Source organism: Gemmatimonadales bacterium (assembly GCA_036265815.1).
In the GTDB taxonomy this organism is placed as follows: domain Bacteria; phylum Gemmatimonadota; class Gemmatimonadetes; order Gemmatimonadales; family GWC2-71-9; genus CAVVWJ01.
Genome location: DATAOI010000102.1, coordinates 1 through 16,592, shown reverse-complemented (window position 1 = coordinate 16,592; position 16,592 = coordinate 1). Strand labels below are relative to the sequence as shown.

At 67.9% G+C, this 16,592-nt stretch carries 19 protein-coding genes; 10 read left to right on the top strand and 9 right to left on the bottom strand.

All coding sequences use genetic code 11. From position 1 onward, the window contains the following. Positions 1-25: 25 nt before the first annotated feature. The 7 genes from VHR41_19495 (at position 26) to VHR41_19465 (ending at position 6,393) form a co-directional block, all read left to right on the top strand. Positions 26-505, top strand: a complete 480-nt coding sequence (locus VHR41_19495) for a DM13 domain-containing protein (protein ID HEX3236384.1) — start codon at positions 26-28, stop codon at positions 503-505. A gap of 13 nt (positions 506-518) precedes the next feature. Then, on the top strand, positions 519-1,256 hold the full coding sequence (locus VHR41_19490) for a spondin domain-containing protein (GenBank protein HEX3236383.1): 738 nt from the start codon (positions 519-521) through the stop codon (positions 1,254-1,256). Positions 1,257-1,326: 70 nt separating this feature from the next. After that, positions 1,327-2,943 (top strand): GMC family oxidoreductase, encoded by a 1,617-nt coding sequence (locus VHR41_19485; protein HEX3236382.1) that lies wholly within the window; start codon positions 1,327-1,329, stop codon positions 2,941-2,943. Next, positions 2,940-4,052 carry a VOC family protein gene (locus VHR41_19480; protein ID HEX3236381.1) on the top strand — a complete coding sequence of 371 codons (1,113 nt, stop codon included), beginning with the start codon at positions 2,940-2,942 and terminating at the stop codon, positions 4,050-4,052. Before VHR41_19485 ends, VHR41_19480 begins: the two co-directional genes overlap by 4 nt. Further along, positions 4,039-5,229, top strand: coding sequence for a glucose 1-dehydrogenase (locus tag VHR41_19475; protein ID HEX3236380.1), 1,191 nt, complete (start codon positions 4,039-4,041; stop codon positions 5,227-5,229). The genes VHR41_19480 and VHR41_19475 overlap by 14 nt, the downstream gene beginning before the upstream one ends. An 8-nt stretch (positions 5,230-5,237) precedes the next feature. Then, positions 5,238-5,525 (top strand): hypothetical protein, encoded by a 288-nt coding sequence (locus VHR41_19470; protein HEX3236379.1) that lies wholly within the window; start codon positions 5,238-5,240, stop codon positions 5,523-5,525. A 31-nt stretch (positions 5,526-5,556) separates the two neighbouring features. Beyond that, positions 5,557-6,393 (top strand): pentapeptide repeat-containing protein, encoded by an 837-nt coding sequence (locus VHR41_19465; GenBank protein ID HEX3236378.1) that lies wholly within the window; start codon positions 5,557-5,559, stop codon positions 6,391-6,393. Between the two features lie 102 nt (positions 6,394-6,495). Here VHR41_19465 and VHR41_19460 read toward each other — a convergent pair whose 3' ends face one another. The 5 genes from VHR41_19460 to VHR41_19440 all read right to left on the bottom strand — a co-directional run bounded on the left by VHR41_19460 (position 6,496) and on the right by VHR41_19440 (position 8,625). Beyond that, complete coding sequence (locus tag VHR41_19460) at positions 6,496-6,759, bottom strand: zf-HC2 domain-containing protein (protein ID HEX3236377.1); 264 nt, start codon at positions 6,757-6,759, stop codon at positions 6,496-6,498. Beyond that, positions 6,756-7,394, bottom strand: coding sequence for a sigma-70 family RNA polymerase sigma factor (locus tag VHR41_19455; protein ID HEX3236376.1), 639 nt, complete (start codon positions 7,392-7,394; stop codon positions 6,756-6,758). Before VHR41_19455 ends, VHR41_19460 begins: the two co-directional genes overlap by 4 nt. A gap of 107 nt (positions 7,395-7,501) precedes the next feature. Beyond that, positions 7,502-7,855, bottom strand: a complete 354-nt coding sequence (locus VHR41_19450; GenBank protein HEX3236375.1) for a hypothetical protein — start codon at positions 7,853-7,855, stop codon at positions 7,502-7,504. Next, entirely contained in the window at positions 7,855-8,034 is a 180-nt protein-coding gene (locus VHR41_19445) for a hypothetical protein (protein HEX3236374.1), read from the bottom strand. The genes VHR41_19450 and VHR41_19445 overlap by 1 nt, the downstream gene beginning before the upstream one ends. A gap of 24 nt (positions 8,035-8,058) precedes the next feature. Beyond that, positions 8,059-8,625 (bottom strand): NAD(P)H-dependent oxidoreductase, encoded by a 567-nt coding sequence (locus VHR41_19440; GenBank protein ID HEX3236373.1) that lies wholly within the window; start codon positions 8,623-8,625, stop codon positions 8,059-8,061. Between the two features lie 154 nt (positions 8,626-8,779). Between VHR41_19440 and VHR41_19435 the strand changes: the two genes are divergently transcribed. Continuing rightward, the gene (locus VHR41_19435) at positions 8,780-10,312 is read left to right on the top strand and encodes an FAD-dependent oxidoreductase (protein HEX3236372.1); all 1,533 of its coding nucleotides are present in this window, start codon (positions 8,780-8,782) and stop codon (positions 10,310-10,312) included. Positions 10,313-10,506: 194 nt separating this feature from the next. Here the strand turns inward: VHR41_19435 and VHR41_19430 are convergent, their stop codons facing one another. The 4 genes from VHR41_19430 to VHR41_19415 are packed head-to-tail and all read right to left on the bottom strand — an operon-like array spanning position 10,507 to position 14,199. Next, positions 10,507-11,580, bottom strand: coding sequence for an SMP-30/gluconolactonase/LRE family protein (locus tag VHR41_19430; GenBank protein ID HEX3236371.1), 1,074 nt, complete (start codon positions 11,578-11,580; stop codon positions 10,507-10,509). Continuing rightward, positions 11,577-13,220: an SMP-30/gluconolactonase/LRE family protein gene (locus VHR41_19425; GenBank protein ID HEX3236370.1), complete on the bottom strand. Its 1,644-nt coding sequence runs from the start codon at positions 13,218-13,220 to the stop codon at positions 11,577-11,579. The genes VHR41_19430 and VHR41_19425 overlap by 4 nt, the downstream gene beginning before the upstream one ends. Then, positions 13,220-13,693: a cupin domain-containing protein gene (locus VHR41_19420; protein HEX3236369.1), complete on the bottom strand. Its 474-nt coding sequence runs from the start codon at positions 13,691-13,693 to the stop codon at positions 13,220-13,222. Before VHR41_19420 ends, VHR41_19425 begins: the two co-directional genes overlap by 1 nt. A gap of 11 nt (positions 13,694-13,704) precedes the next feature. Continuing rightward, a complete protein-coding gene (locus VHR41_19415) occupies positions 13,705-14,199 on the bottom strand; it encodes a heme-binding protein (GenBank protein HEX3236368.1) in 495 nt (164 codons plus the stop codon). A 213-nt stretch (positions 14,200-14,412) separates the two neighbouring features. On the opposite strand from VHR41_19415, the gene VHR41_19410 reads away from it, so the two are divergent. Continuing rightward, the gene (locus VHR41_19410; GenBank protein HEX3236367.1) at positions 14,413-14,667 is read left to right on the top strand and encodes a zf-HC2 domain-containing protein; all 255 of its coding nucleotides are present in this window, start codon (positions 14,413-14,415) and stop codon (positions 14,665-14,667) included. Between the two features lie 114 nt (positions 14,668-14,781). Then, a partial coding sequence (locus VHR41_19405) for a hypothetical protein (GenBank protein ID HEX3236366.1) occupies positions 14,782-16,592 on the top strand: 1,811 nt, incomplete at its 3' end.

Sequence of the window (16,592 nt, the reverse complement as noted above, 5' to 3'; positions counted from 1 at the left end):
GGCCACTGCTCAAGGAGAGGGAAGGATGAAACGGCGCGCCTGGATTCTGGGTCTGGTCGTTCTCGGTGGGATAGGCTGGTACCTGTTCCGCCCGGAGCTGCTGTTCGTGAACACCAAGGTCAACGAGGGCCTGGTCACCGCTTCGGCCTCTACCGCGCCGGCCAGTATTCTGGTCGGGCAGTTCCATTCGGTGGCCCACAAGACCGAGGGCACGGCCTCGGTGCACGACCTGGGCGAGGGCCGCCGGGTCCTGCGCTTCACCGATTTCGCAACCTCCAACGGGCCCGATGTGCGGGTCTACCTGATCGCCGCGCCGGACGCCTCTGACAACGCAACCGTTACCAAGGCCGGCTATATCGAGCTCGGGGCGCTCAAGGGGAACGAGGGCGACCAGAACTACGAGATCCCCGCCGGCACTGATCTCACCAAGTATCGCGCGGTCACGATCTGGTGTCATCGCTTCGCCGTCAACTTCGCCACGGCGCCACTCACCCCCGCTTCCTGACCAGGAGATCGTCATGTCGCTCGCTCGCGCAGTGTCCCTGTCGGTCGCGGTCCTGGCGCTCGCTCACGGGGCATCAGCCCAAGAGGCGCCGGCCGCGACCAAGTTCACGATCAAAGTCGACAACATCTCGAAGGGCGAAGTGCTCAGGCTGTCCACCGGCAAGACCGCGCCATTCGTATCCGCCCCCGTACTCTGGGCGGTCCACACCGGGAGCATGAATCCGATCTTCGTCGCCGGGCAGCCGGACGCCGGGAAGGGGCTGGAGACTCTGGCGGAGACCGGGAATCCCGCGCCCTTGGCCAGGTCGCTGAACGGCGCATCGGGAGTGGTCACTGTCGGCGCGGACGACCGGCCCGTCGGCGCCGACGCGGGCGGCCCTATCCCGCCGGGCAAAGGCTACCAGTTCGAGGTCACCGCTGCGCCGGGGCAGGCCCTCTCGCTCGCGTGGATGTTCGGCCAGTCCAACGATCTGTTCTACTCCAACGACCGTCCGATCGCCTTGTTCGATGCCGCCGGCAAACCGGTCACCGGCGACATGAGCAGCCAGCTCGCGCTGTTCGACGCCGGCACCGAGGTGAATGAGGAGCCCGGGCTGGGTCCCAATCAGGGTCCCCGGCAGAAGACGCCGGACGCGGGGATCCGGGAGCACCAGGGCATCGCCCATGTGAGAGACAAGTTCAGCTATCCTAGGACCACCGACGTGCTGCGGATCACCATCACGCCAGCCGCCGACGCCATGAGCAGCAAATAGATCGCCCACAGCTCCGGGAGCGCGGGGATGCGCTCCCGGAGAGTTCACCATCGGCTTCGGGATCTTCTTCATGGCTTCCTCACACTACGACGTCATCATCATCGGCTCCGGCGCGGGTGGCGGCACCCTGTTCCACCGGCTGGCTCCCTCCGGCAAGCGGGTCCTGCTGCTCGAGCGGGGAGACTACGTGCCAAGGGAGACGGACAACTGGAATACCCGAGCGGTGAACGTGGACGGGAAGTATCAGACCAGGGAGCACTGGCGGGACAAGGACGGAAAGGACCTGCACCCGCACACCAACTATTGGGTCGGCGGGAACACCAAGTTCTACGGCGCCGCGCTGTTCCGGCTCAGGCGGGAGGACTTCGGCGAGCTCCGACACCATGGTGGGATCTCGCCTGCCTGGCCGATCGGCTACGAGGAGCTGGAGCCTTACTACACCGAGGCCGAGCACCTCTACCAGGTGCACGGTGAGCGCGGGGTGGATCCCACCGACCCGCCGGCCAGCGGGCCATACGCCTACCCGGCGGTGAGTCACGAGCCCCGGATCCAGCAGTTGAGCGACGACTTCGCCCGCCTGGGCCTGCATCCGTTTCCGGTGCCGCTCGGTATCATGCTCGACGAGTCGAACCGGCGCGGGAGCCGCTGTATCCGGTGCGGCACCTGCGACGGCCATCCCTGCCTGGTGCAGGCCAAGTCGGACGCGCAGGTGGTCTGCGTGGATCCGGCGCTGGAGCATCCCAACGTGACGCTGCTGACCGGCGCGTACGTCTCCCGGCTGGAGACCAGCGCATCCGGCCGCGAGGTGACCCGGGTGCTGGTGGAGCGCAACGGAGCCCGCGAGAACTACTCGGCCGATCTGGTGGTGGTCTCCGCCGGGGCGATCAACTCCGCCGCGCTGCTGCTCCGCTCGGTCAGCGACCAGCATCCTCGCGGGCTTGCCAACGGATCCGACGTGGTGGGCCGCCATTACATGGGCCACATCAACTCGGTCCTGATGGCGCTCTCGAAGTGTCCCAATCCCACCGTCTTTCAGAAGACACTCGGGGTGAACGACTTCTACTTCGGCTCGCCGGAGTGGGAGTTCCCCATGGGTCACATCTCTTTCGTCGGCAAGCTCGATGGGGTCACCCTCTCGGCCGGTGCCCCTGCCATCGCGCCGGGCTGGACGCTGGACCTCATGGGCAGACACTCGCTCGACTTCTGGCTCACGTCCGAGGATCTGCCCGATCCCGACAACCGGGTGACGCTGGATCGGGACGGCAGGATCGTGCTGAGCTACACGCCGAACAACGGCGAGGGCCACCGGCGGCTGATCCAGAAGCTGGAGAGCCTGATGCAGCGGCAGACCAAATGCCCGGAGCACGGGCACGAGTGCCACCAGGGACTGTTCGCCCGCAACCTGTTCCTGGGTCAGCGTATTCCGCTGGCGGGGGTGGCCCACCAGAACGGCACCATCCGCTTCGGCCAGGACCCCAGCACCTCCGCGCTGAACGCCGACTGCCGAGCCCACGAGGTGGAGAACCTGTACGTGGTCGATGGCAGCTTCTTCCCCTCCAGCGGGGCGGTGAATCCGGCGCTCACCATCATGGCCAACGCGCTGAGGGTGGGCGACCGCATCCTCGACCGGCTGAGCGCGCGCCGGAGTCAGGCGGCTTCGGGACAGACCGCGGGCGCTCCGGCATGAGCGCGCTCGCGCTCCGCTGGGCGGTGCTCAGCGCCTTGCTCGCCGCACCTTCCCTCGCGGCGCAGACGCCCCAGCCTTGGTCCGGGCGCGGCGCCGTGCCGCGCCAGCCGGCCGTGGAACGGGGCCAGCCTTCTGCGGATGCCGGCGCCCAGGCGCAGGCGGTCGCAATGGTGGGACTCACCGTGGGGAGCATGGATCGGTCGATCGCCTTCTACACCTCGGTCCTCGACTTCGAGAAAGTGTCCGACGACGAGGTGGCCGGGACCGCCTACGAGGAGCTGGAAGGCGTCTTCGGCGTGCGCATGCGGGTGGTGCGCCTGCGGCTGGGCGACGAGTACCTCCAGCTCACCGAGTATGTGGCGCCGCGCGGGCGTCCGGCGCCGGTGGATGCCCGGAGCAACGACCGCTGGTTCCAGCACGTCGCCATCATCGTGCGGGACATGGATAGCGCCTATGCCCGGCTGCGCCGGGCCAACGTGCAGTACGCCTCGACCGGGCCGCAGCTTCTGCCCAAGACGATCCCGGGCGCGGCGGGCATCCGGGCATTTTACTTTCGCGACCCCGATGGCCACCCGCTGGAGGTGCTGCAGTTTCCGCCTGACAAAGGGAGCCCGAAGTGGCACAGCGCCACCCGCAGGCTGTTTCTGGGGATCGACCACACCGCCATCGTGGTGAACGACACCAGGGCGAGCCTGGCATTCTATCGCGACGTGCTGGGGTTTCGGGTGGCCGGGGAAAGTATGAACTTCGGCACCGAGCAGGAGCATCTGAACAACGTCCAGGGCGCTCGGCTGCACATCACCGGGCTGCGTGCCCCGGCTGGTCCGGGAATCGAGTTTCTCGAGTACCTGAGCCCACGGGACGGCCGCCCCTATCCCCCCGATGAGCGGCCCAACGATCTGGTCCACTGGCAGACCACGGTCTGGGTACCCGATGCCGAGGCCGCGGCGGCCGCGGTCCGGCGGGGCAAGTTCCGCCTGGTGACTCCGGCGCCCGTAGAGCTGCCGGATACTCTTCTCGGCTTTCAGCGCGGCATCCTGGTGCGCGACCCCGACGGTCACGCCGTCCAACTCGTAGAGCACGAAGGAGAAGTCCATGCCCACCACTGACCGCGACGGAGGGGCCGCGGTGTCGACCTCCAAGCGCACCTCCACCGCCGGTTCCAAGCCCGAGGCCGCCATGATGAAGGCCATCGCCGTCCGGCCCGGCATCCCCAATTCCATGTACCTGGCACAGCTGCCCAAGCCCTCGGTGGATGATGTCCCCGAAGGTCGTGGCGTGCTCGTGAAGGTGTTGCGAGTGGGCGTGGACGGCACCGACAAGGAGATCAACGCGGCCGAGTACGGGGCCGCCCCTCCGGGATACGATTTCCTGGTGACAGGGCACGAGGGCTTCGGTCGGGTGGAGGCGGTCGGTCCCGAAGTCACCGAGTTCGTGCCCGGCGACTACGTCGTGGCCACCGTGCGCCGGCCCGGCTCCAGCATCTACGACCGGATCGGCACCTATGACATGACGACCGACGACGTGTACTACGAGCGGGGGATCAACCTGCGTCACGGATTCCTCACCGAGTACTACGTCGACGATCCCGAGTACATTGTAAAGATCCCCTGCGAGCTGAGGGATGTCGGGGTCCTGCTCGAGCCGACGACCGTGGTGGAGAAGGGCATCGCGCAGGCGTATGAAATCCAGCGCCGGCTCCGCGTCTGGCGCCCCCGCAAGGCCGCCGTGATGGGGGCGGGAACCATCGGCCTCCTTGCGGCCATGGCGCTCCGGCTCCGCGGACTGGAGGTGACCGTGTTCGGCCGGACCGCGGCGCCCTATCTCAACTCCGAGCTGATCGAGGCTCTGGGGGCGCGCTACGAGTCCACCGCCACGCTTCCCATCCTCGAAGGCGCCAAGAGGTACGGACCCTTCGACCTGATCTTCGAGGCCACCGGCGCGTCTCCCGTGGTGTTCGAGAGCATGCAGGCGCTGGCCAAGAACGGGGTGCTGGTGCTGTCGAGCGTGACCGGAGGAGACAAGATGATCACGGTGCCCGCGGACCGGATCAATCTCGAGTTTGTGCTAGGCAACAAGGTGATGGTTGGCACGGTGAACGCGAATCGTGAATATTTTGAGATGGGCGTGAAGGACCTGGCCCACGCCGACGCGCAATACCCGGGATGGCTCAAACGGCTCCTCACCCATCCGGTGAAGGGGCTGGAGAATTGGCAGCAGCTGCTGGACACTCTGACCAACGCCAAGGGTGCGATCAAAGTGTACTGCGAAGTGGCAGAAGTCTGAGAGGACACATGTTTCCAGCGTCCGAGGTCGAGGGAACCGTCATCGCCGCGCAGGGGCAGGCACCCCGCGAGGCACGGCTCCGGCCGGATCATGCGCACCGGTATCCCGGGATCAGGCCCGAGAAATGGGAGACGGCTGCCGTCGTCGCCGATCGCGTGCTCGCGAGCTGGCTGCTCCGGGGAAACGACCTCGCCATCCGTGGCCGAGTTCTCCTGGAGGCGCACTTCGAGTTCCGGGGCGGCCGCGAGCGCGGCGGAGAGCGCGAGGGCGCTCGACCGCGGCGCGAGGACCGATGAGGCGGCTCGGGCTGGTCGCGAGGGCCCCGTCATGATCCGCGTCCGGCACCGGGAGACCGGTGAGCCGCTGCTCGAAGTCGCCGGGGATAGCCTCGCCGGGGCCGAGCTGCCGCAGGCCGTGCTGCTCTATGCGGACCTCCGCGGCGCCGACCTCCGGGGAGCCAACCTCCGGGGGGCCGACCTGTGCCAGGCGGATCTCCGGGAGGCAATGCTGGACAGCGCCAACCTGGCCGGCGCTGACATTACGCTGGCCAACCTGGCGGGCGCGAGCTTCCGAAACGCGATCCTGGCGGACGCCCGCCTGCAGGCTGTTACCCTGGACCTGGCCGGCCCTGCCCGGACCGACTTTCGCGGCGCCGAGCTCACCCGGGTCAATCTCAAGAACTCGAACCTGTCCGCCTCGAGCTTCGCCGACGCCGAGATGCGGCGGATCGACCTCACCCACGTCAATCTCTCCGGATCCGACCTCGGCGGGGCCAACCTGACCGAGGCGAACCTGAGCTTCTCCAACCTGCGCGGTGCCGATCTCCGGTATGCCATGTTGGTGGGCGCGTTGTTCAACCGGGTCGACCTGGAGAACGCCGTGCTGCGCCACGCCGACCTCACGTTCGCGGTGCTGAACGGGGCCACTCTGGCGGGCGCGGACCTTTCCTCCGCGCTGCTGTCGCAGACGGTGATCGCGCGCTGCCCCGACTTTGCCCGCGTTCGCGGGCTGGAGACGCTGGAGCTGCTCAACCAGTGCTCGATCGATCTTGCCACCGTTCGTCCCGGCCTCGACACTCTGTCGGACGAACTGCTGGAGGGGATGGGGCTGGAGCCGGGAGAGATTGCGGCGCTTCGCGCGGGGGACCAGGCGGTGAGTGGGTGATAAGAGCGGGAGGATCGCTGCTATCCCGAGACGATCTGTCATCCCTAGCCCATTCACTGCGCTCAGGGTAAACCCCGCGCCTGCCCGGCTCACTGACCCTCGTCAGCTCGCGTCCCTCTCGCCCGCCGCGCGGATCGCCTCGGCGATCCGCGCCAGCAGATCGGGCGGCACGCTCAACTGGCGCAGCTTCCGTCGCACGCCCGTCAGCACGCTCTCCTCGAAGGTGAACTCCCGGGTGCAGGCCGCGCAGATCTCGAGATGCTCCTCGATCAGGCGCATCTCCGTGTCGCTCAGCCGGCGATCGAGGAAGTCGTCCAACCGGCGGAATGCCTCTTCACAGGTGGTTCGATGCAGCGGATCGCTCATGCGCCGGCCCCGGTTGGCTGGTGACTGATGATGCCGTCTTCTTCCGCGACCTGCCACAGCGCCTTCTGCAGCATTTTCCGACCCCGGTGCAGCCGGGACCGGACCGTTCCGATGGGGCAGCCGAGCACCTGGGCGATCTCCTCGTAGCTCAGGTCCTCCATAAAATAGAGGGTGGAAACCACTCGGTACTCTTCGGGGAGGCGGTCGATGGCGGCGACCACCCGCTCGGTTCCCAGCTTCTCCAGGAGCTGACCGGCCGGATCCGGCCCCTGGGTGGGGAAGCCCGCTTCGGCCGAGCGGGCGTAGAGGTAGAGGTCCGGGGTGTCGTCGAGGTCGGACGTTACCGGCCGGCTCTTCTCCCGCCGGCGCTTCGAGAAGTAGCAGTTGGTCAGGATCTTGAAAAACCAGGCGCGAAAGTTGGTGCCCGGCTCGAAGGAGGCGAACGCCCGAAAGGCGAGCAACGCCGCCTCCTGGACCAGATCTTCCGCATCCGCCTGGTTGCGGGTGAGTCGGACCGCGACGCCGAAGGCAGTGGAGGTCACCGCCCCGAAGAGGACCTCGAACTCCGCGGGTGAGTGGGCTGGCTTCAACCCGGCTGCGGACCGGGCGGGTGCGGCCTGCGACTCCTCGAGCACGCTGTCTCGGCGGTAGGGTATTTGGGCCAATCTAATGAGGCTCAGAGAGTCCTGGTAACACGATTCAGCACGAAAAAGCGGAGCAGTCTCCGGGAGGCCCGGTCTCGTCAGTCGCGGGGAATCGCGCGCCCGATGAAATGCCCGATGGTGCCCCCCACGGCCGCGCCGAGCAAGCCCACGCCGATGGTGATCCCCGTGCAGTCCCGGGGACCATGCTCGGAGTTGCCGCAGGCGGCCGCGGCCGTGATCGCCGCCGCGATGCCGAGGCCGGTCCCCGCCACCGCCGTACCGACCCAGCGGTAGTCGCCTCGGCGCTCACTCGGCCGGAGGGCGAATCGGAGCGCGAACGGCGGCGGCTCCCAGCTGGCAGCCCGGAAGGACCAGACGGGCTCCTCGGCACAGGCCGGCGCGACGCCGCCGGCGAGCACCAGGACCAGCAGCAGGATCGGCAAGGACCGCATCAGCCGGCTTGCCGGGACGTGACGTAGCCGCAGCGGGGACAGGCGTGCATCTCCTCCACCACGCCTCCCAGCGCGGCGTCCACTCCGGCCGCTGTCGCGTCCCCGGTGTAGACCACCTTCTCGGCGTGCTGGTTCATGGTGGCCCCGCACATGGGACAGATCATCGGGCGTTCGGGCATCTGGCGCATCTCCGCTGGGGTGGGCTACAGGGCGATCGACTCGCGCCCGTAGCGCAGGGTCCTGGCCATCCAGATCAGCTCGCCGATGAACTTGTCCGTGCGCCGAACGAGCGCCGGGTCGAGCAGCGTGCCGTTCTGATCGAAGACCTTGGCCACGCTGCCTACGTTCACGTCCCAGAAGATGGTCACCAGGCCGAGCTCGCGAAGGACGGGAAGCGACGTCTCGATTACCCGGGTGCCGCCGAAGGGGCCGGCGGAGACCGCGACTATCCCCGCGGCCTTGTGGATATACTCTTTGAGGCAGCTGTCGAGCACGTGCTTCAGCAGCCCCGGCATGGCGTGGTTGTATTCCGGGGCCACCAGCACGATCGCATCCGCCCGGTTCATGCTGGCCGCGAAGCCAGGATCGGCGGTGCCCTCGCCGTTGTCGTCGAGCTGGACCGGGAGCGCACCGACGTCGATCAGCTCGGTGAAGACACCGTCTCGCTTCTTCAGCTCCCCGAGGACGAAACGCGCGGCATGCGCGCTCATCCGGCCCTTGCGGGCAGTACCGAGAATCACGGGAATGCTGAGCGGACGGGAGTCTGCCATGGAGCCCTCGGGATCTAACGGTCGGGTGGTGCCTCGGGGAGTGTAATGCCGAGCCGGGCCGCAAGGTTCCCGCCGGGCCTCGACCGGCCCTTCGAAGTTACACTTCCCGAGGAGATCGATCCCGCGGGCAGGAGGCTATGCCAGGAGGTTTGGTATGTCGGCAGAGGAGAAGGGTCCGACCGGACCGGACTTGAGGCAGGGGATTCCAACCGGCGACGTGGCGGACGGCGCCATGCTGGCGGGCCATGTGAACGGGGAAGGGGTGCTCCTCGCGCGCCGGGGCCTGGAATGGTTCGCCGTCGGCAGCGCGTGCACCCACTATAGCGGACCCCTGGCGGAGGGATTGATGGTCGGGGACACCGTTCACTGTCCCTGGCACCACGCCTGCTTCAGCCTCCGCACGGGACACCCGATTCGGCCACCGGCACTGCACCCCCTGAGCCGATGGACCGTCGAGGAGCGCGATGGTCGAGTCTACGTCATTGGGAAAGCGGAGGCTCCGGTGCCGCCCGCCGCGCGGAGAAGCCGGGAGCCCGCGGCCGTCGTGATCGTCGGGGGTGGCGCGGCAGGAGACAGCGCCGTCGCCGCGCTCCGGGTCGAGGGGTACGACGGCCCGATCACGGTCGTGGATCCCGATCCAGACGCGCCGTACGACCGCCCGAACTGCTCCAAGGATTATCTCGCGGGAACCGCCCAGGAAGAGTGGATGCCGCTGCGGGCGCCCGACTTCGACCGAGATTGCAGGGTCCAGCGCCTGCGCGGCCGCCGGGTGAGGGAGCTGCACCCGGGAGCTCGAGAAGTGGTGACGGACGACGGCGGGCGACTGCGGTACGGTGCTCTGCTCCTCGCGACCGGGGCCACTCCCGTCGCCCTGCCGTCGGGGATAGATCGCGGCGGGGTACCGGTCTACTACCTCCGGAGCCTGGCCGACAGTCGCACCATCATCGCTGCCGCCAAGACGGGGCGGCGTGCGGTGGTCTTCGGGGCCAGCTTCATCGGTCTCGAGGTGGCCGCGTCGCTGCGAGGCCGGGACCTGGAGGTGCATGTGGTCGCGCCCGACCCCCGCCCCCTCGAGCGCGTGATCGGTCCCCAGCTCGGCGACTTCGTGCGCACGCTGCATGAGGAGCACGGCGTCCACTTCCACCTCGGCCAGAAGGCGCGGGAGATCGCCGGGGCCGGGGTCGTGCTGGAGAACGGCGACCGCCTCGCGGCCGATTTCGTGGTCGCCGGCATCGGGGTCAAGCCCAATCTCGAGCTGGCGGAGGCGGCGGGCCTCACGCTCGATCGGGGCGTCGCGGTGAACGAGTTTCTCGAGACCAGCGCGCCCGGCATCTTCGCAGCGGGCGACATCGCCCGCTGGCCCGACCCGCACACCGGTGAGCGGATCAGAGTGGAGCACTGGGTGGTGGCGCAGCGTCAGGGCCGGGCGGTGGCGCGCAACATGCTGGGCATGCGCGAGCGGTTCGACGCGGTGCCGTTCTTCTGGAGCCAGCACTACGATGTGAGCATCAACTACGTGGGGCACGCGGAGCGGTGGGACTCCGTCGCCGTCGACGGCGATATCCAGGGACGCGACTGTGCCGTCCGCTTCAGCCGGGGCGGACGCGTGTTGGCGGTAGCTACGATCTTTCGGGATCGGGAGAGCCTCGAGGCGGAGGTGCGTATGGAAGCAGGGCAAGCACACTGAGGGCTGCGACGCCGCGGCGCGACCCATGGCGAGAAATAACTTCAAGTGCAGCTCCCAAAAGCATGTATTATAGTACGTTAGCTCTGCAGCATAATAACATGCATGAAGAGCGATGCCATGCTATCCCGAGGAGGATCAGCACCGAGGGATTTTGCTCACGCTGCCCCGCGCATCGGTCTCCGATACCTTTCACTTCATCTCCCCCGCTGTGCCTCGTGGCGCTCGAAGCCGGCGCCCAACGTCGAGAGTCGCACCCGGTAGACCGCCGCATTTGCTGCGATGAAGAGCGTGGATCCGTCCTCCCCCCAGGCAACGTTGCCGACGTTCCCGCCGAAATCGAACCAACCCAGCAGCAACCCATCCGGCGAGAAGACATAGACTCCACCGGGTCCCACCCCGAAGAGGTTGCCACGGGCGTCGACCTTCATGCCGTCGGCGGTACCATGCCGACCGGCAAACGATGCGGTGCCATCATAGAACACCCGCCCGGGGCCGAGGGTACCGTCCTCCTGTACGCTGAACGCGAGCCAGACCAGCCGGCCGGCATCCGCGTTCGACACATACAGCGTGCGCTCGTCCGGCGAGAATGCGATCCCATTGGGTCCGCTGAGCTCGGTGGTGAGCAAGGTGAGTGTGCCGTCGCGCGCCAGCCGGTACACACCCTGGAACGGCAGCTCCTTCCCCGGGTCGCGATAGCTCTGCGGCAGGCCGAACGGCGGGTCGGTAAAGTAGAGATCGCCGTTCGATTTGAAGACGAGATCGTTGGGGCTGTTGAGCCGTTTTCCCCGATAGCGCTCCACGAGCACCGTGAGGCGCCCGCTCGGCTCGCGCCGCACGATGCGGCGGTCGCCGTGCTGGCAGAACACGATCCGACCTTCCCGGTCGACGACGATGCCGTTCGAGCCGGGCTCCGCGCCGGCAAACGGCGTGCGCCCGGTGTAGCCGCTCGCCTGTAGGAAGAGGCGCTCGCCCTCGCCCTCACGCCAGCGGTAGATCGCGTTCTTCACCACGTCGGAAAAGAGCAGGTAGCCGCCAGCCGACACCCAAGCGGGTCCCTCGGCCCAGCCGTGGTCGTCCGCGATCCTCTCCAGACGGGCGCCGGCGGGGACGAGGCGGTCGAACCGCGAGTTGAGGCGGGTGATGATCGGCTCGCGAGCGGGCCGGGGGTGGAGCTGGGCCGCGAGCGGAGCGGTGATGGCGGTCAGGAACGAGATAAGGACCACCCAGAGCGCAGCGAATGGGCGCTGGACGACAGCTCCGCCCCTCATCTCGCCGCCGCCTGCTGCATGGCACCGGGGCGGATGCCCGGCACGCTCACCCGCACCCGATACAGACCGGTGCTCGCCGTGAGGTAAAGCGATTTCCCGTCTGCGTCCCCGAAGGTGAAGTTGGCATCGTGCTCCGGCGGAACGATCCGTCCTAACGCCTTGCCAGCAGGCGAGAAGATCCACAGCCCCCCCGGCGCCGAGACGTAGACATTGCCCTGCTCGTCCACCTTGATGCCATCCAGCGCCACCGGCTCCGGGTCGCCGGTGAAGTCGTGGAACACCGTTCCGTTGGCGATCGTCCCGTCGGTCTTCACCTCGTAGCGCATCAGCACCTTGCGCTTGAGGTCCCAGTTGTCGACGTACAGGTAGCGCTCGTCCGGCGAGAAGGCGATGCCGTTCGGTCCGCTCAGCTCCTTCGTCAGCAGCGTCACCTGGCTGTCCTTCACCATGTAGACCCCGCTGAATCCCAGCTCCTTCCTCGGATCGTCGAACGCCTTAGGCAGGCCGAACGGCGGATCGGTGAAGTAGAGCGTGCCGTCGGAGCGGTACACCAGGTCGTTGGGGCTGTTGAGCCGCTTCCCGTCGTACCGGTCCGCGAGCACCGTGATCTTGCCAGTCCGCTCCAAACGGGTCACCCGCCTGTTGCCGTGCTCGTTGATCGTGAGCAGGCCTTTCCGGTCTAAGGTGAGCCCGTTGGAGCCGGGCTGGTGGTACTCGCCGATGTCGACACCGGTGTAACCGCTGTGGGTGCGGAAGACCGAGACCGAGCCTTCCGGCGTCCAGCGGTAGATCGTGTTGGCGTTCGGGTCGCTGAACAGCAGGTAGCCGTCGGGATGCCACACCGGCCCCTCGATGAACTGGAATCCGCCCGCGAGCTTCTCGATGGTCGCGCCCCGAGGAACGATGCGGTCCAACGCGGGGTCGAGCCGGACCACCTTGGCCGGTGCCGCCGCCGGCGCGCCCACCTGGCCGGGACGGTAGAAATCGAGCGTCGCCGAGCGGACCCAGATGAAGTTCTCCGGCGGTCTGGACACCGGTCCGTTGATGCCGAAGACGGCGAGGTGGATCTGCTGCCCCGGTCGCGCGTCGCGGGTGAGCACGACGCGGTTGGGCGCGTTGAAGCCCTTGATCAGCTGGCCGCCGGTCTGGCCCAGCACCAGCGGAAGCTGCCCGTCCACCCAGATCTCGGCGTAGTCGTCCACGACCAGCTCGAAGACGACGGTCGAGCCGGTGACGTCAAAGCCGCCGACGGTCCGCGGCAGGCTGATCTTGGTCCGATACCAGTTGAAGGCGAGCCGCCCGTTCGACCGGCGGGTCTCGAGCGCTTCGGGCTCGATCACTTCCCACGCGGTATCGTCGAAGCCCACCGCTTCCGCGTGGGGACTGATGTCATTGGTCCGATTGGGAGGGCCGGACGGCCGGAGATCGGGCCCGGCGGCGTGGTGGTCGGTCTCGATCACCTTGACATCGCTGTACCGCCACCGCACCTGCACCAACGCCGCGCCCTCGGCGGTGCGGAGATCCACCACCGCGGCCGGAAGGACGACCGGCAGGTCCACCGTGGCCTGCGCCGTCGCGAGCGCGGGCCACGCGAGGAGGGCGAATGCCGCGCCGGCCAGCACGGAGGAGGGCCGCCGCATCACATCGCCCCTGCGGTCGCGACCCGCTCCGCCTGCCGCACCTTGACCACGTAGTAGAGGAACGGCGCCTTCACTTCCTTGAACCAGTGCGGCGTGCCGTTAGGGATGACCACGACATCACCCGGCTCGAGCTGGCGAGTCTCCCCGCCCTCGATGGCGCTGCCACGCAGCTCCTCCGCGCCGATCTCCTTGAGGCCGACGGCCGCGCCGCCGGTCACCAGCGTGGCCGATCCCTGCAGGACGTAGGCGATGTCGGTGTCACGGGTATGGACCTCGACCAGGCCCGGACCTTCGCGCCGGCTCGCGTGGATCTTGTAGTCGCGCACTTCGATCATCGGCGTGCCCTTGGCGAAGGCGGCCGCGACTTCATCGTGCCCGAGATATCTGACGGCCGCATCGCCGGACTGCGCGTTCGCCACGCCGCACGGCGAGGCAGCCAGGGCCGCCACCGCGGCCAGTGTCCAGGGTCTCATCGCGATCTCCCTCACCGGCTCGCGCTGGTCTTGGTGCCGACCGCGGCGGCGCCGGCGATGGCGATTGCCGCATCCCTCGCGGCGCTCGAGGCGCCGCTCACGCCCACCGCGCCCACGACCTGGCCATCCACCACGATCGGCTCGCCCCCGTTGAGCGGGGCGGACCAGACGTTGAGCAATGGCGTCCGGCCGCCCACGATCGCGTCCTCCAGGAGCTTGCTCGGCTTCTGGAAGAGCGCCGCGGTGCGGGCCTTCTCGGTGGAGATCGTCGCGCCCATCGGAAACGTCGGCTGCAGGCGCTCGAGGTACATCAGGTTCCCGCCATCATCGACCACGGCGATCGAGGCGCCTTCGTGGCCCTTTGTCGCCTCGGCGACTGCGGCGGCGGCAACCGCCTTGGCCCCTTCGAGCGTGAGCGTCTTCTTGCTGACGGTGGTCTGGGCCTGGGCCAGGCTGGTCGTGGCCGACAGGGCGAGAGCAACCAGGAACGATGCTCGGAACCTCATGGGCGAGCTCTCCTCTGCGGGGGAATCGATCGGTGGTGACATGCCCTCTAATGCAGGCATTCCGCCGATGGTTCCCATCCGAGCGGGCCGGACGACCGCAAGCGCCCGATACTCTCCCGTGGTCGGCAGGGAACTACCCGACCCGGCGACACGTTCTTGCCGGCACCGGGCCATAGGCTCCGCACGTCACCCGCAGGGCTGAAAGCAGGCAGCGTGAACGACAGCGAGACCCAGGCAGCGTGCGAGGCGATCCTCCGGCGGCTGGACGACTACATCGATCGCGAGCTCTCCCCGAGCGACATGCAGATGGTCGAGCGGCACATCGAGGAGTGCCTTCGCTGCGGCGGCCGGTACCGGTTCGAGATCAGCCTGATCCGGGAGGTGCGGAGCCGCCTACGGCGGATCTGCCCGCCGGATGACCTGGTTGCCAGAATCAGGCTGCGGCTCGACGCGGAGGCGGCGGGATGAGTCAGTGGCCGGGTCGGACGGAACCCTTTCCAGATTCGTGGCGTTGTATCGGGCAGCACGCCCCACTTCAATAGATCGAGACGCGAGCTGGAGCATTGCGTCGGGAGGCACCTCGTGGCCGGAGCGGAAGCCGAGCGTCTCGCGGAGGACACGCGTCGCGAGCGGAACTGGAAGCGGTGGGGTCCCTACCTGGCCGAGCGCCAGTGGGGCACGGTGCGAGAGGACTACTCGGCGGACGGCAACGTGTGGGACTACTTCTCCCACGACCAGGCACGGAGCCGGGCGTACCGCTGGGGTGAGGATGGGCTGCTCGGCATCACCGACCGGCAGGGGCGTCTCTGCTTCGCGGTGGCACTGTGGAACGGGCGCGATCCCATCCTCAAGGAGCGACTGTTCGGCGTCACCGGCCCCGAGGGGAACCATGGCGAGGACGTGAAGGAGGCCTACTTCTACCTCGACTCCACCCCGACCCATTCCTACCTCAACGCGCTCTACAAGTATCCCCAGGCCGAGTTTCCCTACGAGCGGCTGGTCCAGGTCAACCGTGAGCGCGGCAAGGCGGAGCCCGAGTTCGAGCTGGCCGACACGGGTGTATTCGACGATCAGCGGTATTTCGACGTCTTCGCCGAGTACGCCAAGGCCGATACCGACGACATCCTGATCCGCATCACCGTGGCCAATCGCGGCCCCGAGGCCGCGACGGTCCACCTCCTGCCGACGCTCTGGTTCCGGAATACCTGGAGCTGGGGACGCGAGGGGGAGGGCTACTGGCCCAAGCCCCGCATCCGGCGGAGTGGACCCGCCGGCATGGTCGCGGAACACACGGGCCTTGGGCGCTACACCCTCGACGCCGACGCTCCGGAGGCAGGTCCCCCCGCGGAGCGGCTCTTCACTGACAACGAGACCAACCTCACCCGGCTCTTCGCGTCACCCAATCCGCAACCGTACGTCAAGGACGCCTTCCATCGGGCGATCGTCGAGGGCGACGGCTCGGCCGTGAACCCGGCCGGCGAAGGAACCAAGGCGGCGTTCCACTACGTCCTCACCGTCCCCGCGGGCGGGCAGCGGGTCGTGCGGCTCCGGCTGCGGCAGGCGACGGGGAATCCGAGCCCGTCATTCGACGAGCGGTTCGACCGGGTGTTCCGTGACCGGATCGCCGAGGCGGACGAGTTCTACGCCGAACGCACTCCCGAAGGCGCCACGGCCGAGGAGCGGCGGATTCTCAGGCAGGGATATGCCGGGCTCCTGTGGAGCAAGCAGTTCTACCACTACGTGACGCCGCACTGGCTCGACGGCGATCCCAGCCAACCGGCGCCACCCGCCGGGCGCGAGGAAGGGCGCAACGCCGACTGGCCGCACGTGTACAGCCGCGACATCATCTCGATGCCGGACAAGTGGGAATATCCGTGGTTCGCGGCCTGGGACCTCGCCTTCCACATGATTCCGTTCGCGCGCATCGATCCCCACTTCGCGAAGGAGCAGCTTCTCCTGCTGCTGCGGGAGTGGTACATGCATCCGAACGGCCAGATTCCGGCCTACGAATTCGCCTTCGGCGACGTGAACCCTCCGGTCCATGCGTGGGCCTGCTGGCGAGTGTACAAGATGACCGGCGCCAAGGGTCAGCGGGACCGGCTGTTCCTCGAGCGCGCGTTCCAGAAGCTGCTGCTCAACTTCACCTGGTGGGTCAACCGGAAGGATCCGGAGGGGAGAAACCTCTTCGCCGGCGGCTTCCTCGGACTCGACAACATCGGCGTCTTCGACCGCTCGCGCCCTTTGCCGACCGGCGGGCACCTGGAGCAGGCCGACGGCACCGCCTGGATGGCGTTCTACTGCAACACCATGCTCTCCATGGCGCTGGAGCTCGCGAGCGAGGACCCCGCGTACGAGGACCTCGCCTCCAAGTTCTTCGAGCACTTCATCGCCAT